We start from the raw sequence: 3,973 nt of genomic DNA on the forward strand, positions 1-3,973 counted from the left end.
CACGAAGTGGTCAGTGTGGTAACCCAACCCGACCTTCCGTCCGGGACCGTGGTCGAGGTCTTGCGCCCGGGTTATGGAGAGGACGGGCGACAGTTGCGGCCCGCCGCGGTGGTCGTCAGCCGCCCAGAGGGGTGAGCACCGATGGCCCGTGACTACTACGAAGTGCTCGGGGTACCGAAGGGCGCCGGCACCGACGAAATTCAGCAGGCGTACCGCAAGCTGGCCCGCAAGTACCACCCCGATGTGAACAAGGATCCCACTGCGGAGGACAGGTTCAAGGAGGTCAACGAGGCCTATCAGGTGTTGTCCGACCCGGACACCCGGAAACGCTATGACCGATTCGGTGACGACTTCCGGCATGTACCCGAGGACTACGACGAACGGGTGCGGGCAAACGCCGCCGGGTACGGCGGTGGCGGGAGACGGGTGCACTTCGGCCACGGTGTCGGTGGTGAGGGTGCCGTCGACTTCGAAGACCTCTTCGGGCAGATGTTCGGCGGAGGCGGTGGGTTCGGACCGATTCCCGGCGCCGATCAGGAAGCCGAACTGGAACTGGCTCTGGAAGAGGCCTATCAGGGCGGAAAACGCACTCTCAGACTGGACGGACGGCAGTATGAAGTCGACATTCCAGCCGGCGTCCTGGACGGCCAGCGAATCCGGTTGGCCGGGCAAGGCGGCCGAGGCAACGGTGACGCGCCGCCTGGGGATCTGTACCTCGTGGTGCGGATCAAACCGCATTCACGGTTCCGCGTACAGGGCCGGGACATCTACGTCGATCTGCCCGTATCGCCATGGGAGGCGGTTCTCGGGTCGACAGTCGTCGTTCCCACACCGGGTGGTGAAGCGAAAGTCAAAGTGGTGCCTGGCTCTTCGACTGGTAGGAAGCTGCGCCTGCGCGGAGAGGGTATGCCCAATCCGCGCGGCGCCAACGGCAACCTCTACGCCGAAATCAAGGTGATGGTTCCGTCGAAACCGACAGCACGCGAACGTGAACTGTTCGAGCAGTTGGGCGCCGAATCGAACTTCAATCCGAGGAAAGAGACATGAGCACCTCAACGCCGATCACTCAGTACGTATTGGTTCGCCGTACCGGATTGTCGCCGGACGCCTTCGCCGAACGTACTGGCCTGCACCCGGATCTGGCACGAAAACTCGTGGCTCTCGGACTGCTCGACGCCCACCGCTACGCCGGCGGTGAGATGTCGTTCGACCCATCCGAAGTAACCCACGCCGCACGCATCCAACGGCTGCGGACGGGTCTGGGCCTCAACTACTCGGCAATCGGGCTCGTGCTCGATCTGCTGGATCGAATCGAAAGACTCGAAGCAGCGGCCCGCAGAAGGAGGACGTCCTCATGGACACCGGCAGCTTGACTGAAAAGTCACGAGAAGCCTTGCAGGAAGCCCAGAATGTTGCAACCAGAATGGGCCACACCGAGGTCGACGGAGAGCACCTGCTTCTCGCATTGGTCGATCAGCAGGATGGGTTGGTGCCCCGACTGCTCGAACAGGCCGGCGCGAACGTCGACGCACTGCGATCCGATCTGGATCGTGAACTGTCGCGTAGGCCGAAGGTCAGCGGCCCCGGCGCAACTCCCGGTCAGGTGATGATCACCCAGCGTCTGGCCAAGCTGCTCGATGCCGCAGAGCGGGAGGCGAAGAGACTCAAGGATTCCTACGTGTCAGTGGAGCATCTTGTGATGGCCCTCTCCGAGGAAGGGTCGGCAAGTGCGGCCGGGCGGGTCCTCGCCAGTCATGGGGTCACACGAGACGCCTTCCTCACAGCGCTGACGAAAGTGCGCGGCAATCAGCGTGTCACGTCGGCGACCCCGGAGGGGGCGTACGAGGCATTGGAGAAGTACGGGCGCGACCTCGTCTCCGAGGGGCGGGCAGGCAAACTCGATCCGGTCATCGGCCGGGATGCCGAGATACGCAGGGTAACTCAGATCTTGAGCCGGAAAACGAAGAACAACCCGGTGCTGATCGGCGACCCCGGTGTAGGTAAGACTGCGATTGTCGAGGGTCTCGCCCAACGGATCGTCCGCGGCGACGTGCCCGAGGGCCTGCGCGACAAAACGATCTTCTCGCTCGACATGGGTTCACTGGTGGCCGGTGCGAAGTACCGCGGCGAGTTCGAGGAGCGGCTGCAGGCCGTGCTGTCCGAGGTGAAGGCGGCCGAGGGGCGCATCCTGTTGTTCGTCGACGAGTTGCATACCGTGGTCGGCGCAGGATCAGTAGGCGGCGAGGGGTCTCTCGACGCCGGTAACATGCTCAAACCGATGCTCGCCCGCGGCGAACTGCACATGATCGGTGCCACCACTCTTGACGAGTATCGCAAGCACATCGAATCCGATGCGGCACTGGAGCGTCGATTCCAGACCGTTCTCGTCGACGAGCCCAGCGCCGAGGATGCGATCTCGATTCTGCGCGGACTTCGCGAACGCCTCGAGGTGTTCCACGGCGTGAAGATTCAGGACGGTGCATTGGTGGCCGCCGTGACCCTCTCGCACCGATACATCACCGACCGATTCCTTCCGGACAAGGCGATCGATCTCGTCGATGAGGCGTGCGCTCGGCTCCGTACCGAAATCGATTCGATGCCCGCCGAACTCGACGAGCTCACCCGGAAGGTGACCCGTCTGGAGATCGAAGAGGCCGCACTGTCCAAGGAAACGGACGCGGCCAGCAAGGCGCGCCTCGAAGAATTGCGCAAGGAGCTGGCCGACCTGCGGGCCGAGGCAGACGCCCGGCACGCTCAATGGGAGGCGGAACGGCAGGCAATCCGGCGGGTGCAGGAGCTGCGAGGAGATCTGGAACGGTTGCGCCTCGCAGCCGAGGAAGCCGAACGCAACTACGACCTCAATCGGGCAGCCGAGTTGCGATACGGCGAGATTACCGAGCTGGAACGCCGGCTAGAGGCGGCAGAGGAGCAACTGACCACCAGACAGGGCCAAAATCCGTTGCTACGTGAAGTGGTCACCGAAGACGAGATCGCCGAGATCGTGGCCGCATGGACGGGTATCCCGGTCGCCCGGCTGCAGGAAGGCGAACGGGAGAAGTTGTTGAAGCTCGACGAGATCCTCCACGAGAGGGTCGTCGGTCAGGACGAGGCGGTGCAACTGGTCGCGGACGCGGTGATCCGGGCAAGGTCCGGTATCCGTGATCCGCGTCGGCCGATCGGTTCGTTCATCTTCCTGGGCCCGACGGGCGTCGGAAAGACCGAGCTCGCAAAGACGTTGGCCAGCGCCCTATTCGACAGCGAAGACAACATGGTGCGCCTCGATATGAGCGAGTACCAGGAGCGGCACACGGTGAGTCGGCTCATCGGTGCACCTCCCGGGTACGTCGGGTACGACGAAGGTGGCCAGCTCACCGAGGCGGTGCGGCGCAAGCCGTACTCCGTGGTGCTCTTCGACGAGATCGAGAAGGCCCACGCCGACGTCTTCAATACCCTGCTGCAGGTGCTCGATGACGGCCGGATCACCGATTCTCAAGGGAGGCAAGTCGATTTCCGGAACACGGTGATCATCATGACCTCCAACATCGGATCCCAACATCTCCTCGAGGGGGTCACAGTCGACGGCGAAATCAAGCCGGATGCCAGGGAACGGGTGATGGCAGAACTGCGCGGGCACTTCCGCCCCGAATTCCTCAACCGGGTCGACGACATCGTGCTGTTCTCCCCACTCACCCTGCCCCAGATCGAGCACATAGTGGAACTGCAACTCACGGACCTGCGAAACAGGCTGTCGGAGAGGCAGATACACCTGGAAATCACGCCGGAGGCGCGCCGACTGATCGCCGAACACGGGTTCGACCCTGTCTACGGTGCTCGGCCGCTGCGCCGATACATCGCACACGAGGTCGAAACCAAGATCGGCCGTGCACTGTTGCGCGGCGAGATCAAACCGGACGGCACCATCAGCGTCACGGTGGACGGCGGCGAGCTTGCCGTCGCGTATGCCGAACCCGCC

4 protein-coding genes are annotated in these 3,973 nt (G+C 63.4%); all 4 read left to right on the forward strand.

The window, feature by feature from the left end:
- A partial coding sequence (locus VIQ49_RS14450) for a nucleotide exchange factor GrpE (RefSeq protein WP_331885744.1) occupies nt 1-135 on the forward strand: 135 nt, incomplete at its 5' end.
- 6 nt (nt 136-141) lie between these two features.
- On the forward strand, nt 142-1,047 hold the full coding sequence (locus tag VIQ49_RS14455) for a J domain-containing protein (protein ID WP_331885736.1): 906 nt from the start codon (nt 142-144) through the stop codon (nt 1,045-1,047).
- Nucleotides 1,044-1,373, forward strand: coding sequence for a chaperone modulator CbpM (locus VIQ49_RS14460; protein WP_045065861.1), 330 nt, complete (start codon nt 1,044-1,046; stop codon nt 1,371-1,373). The genes VIQ49_RS14455 and VIQ49_RS14460 overlap by 4 nt, the downstream gene beginning before the upstream one ends.
- Nucleotides 1,355-3,973 (forward strand): ATP-dependent chaperone ClpB (clpB, locus tag VIQ49_RS14465; RefSeq protein ID WP_331885742.1); only part of this gene is annotated, 2,619 nt, incomplete at its 3' end. The genes VIQ49_RS14460 and clpB, both read left to right, overlap by 19 nt.

The organism is Williamsia sp. (genome assembly GCF_036566845.1).
GTDB lineage: Bacteria > Actinomycetota > Actinomycetes > Mycobacteriales > Mycobacteriaceae > Williamsia.

Bases quoted from the DNA above. Each gene is read 5' to 3' on its own strand.
- VIQ49_RS14460 (WP_045065861.1), top strand. From the start codon at position 1,044: ATGAGCACCTCAACGCCGATCACTCAGTACGTATTGGTTCGCCGTACC.
- VIQ49_RS14455 (WP_331885736.1), top strand. From the start codon at position 142: ATGGCCCGTGACTACTACGAAGTGCTCGGGGTACCGAAGGGCGCCGGC.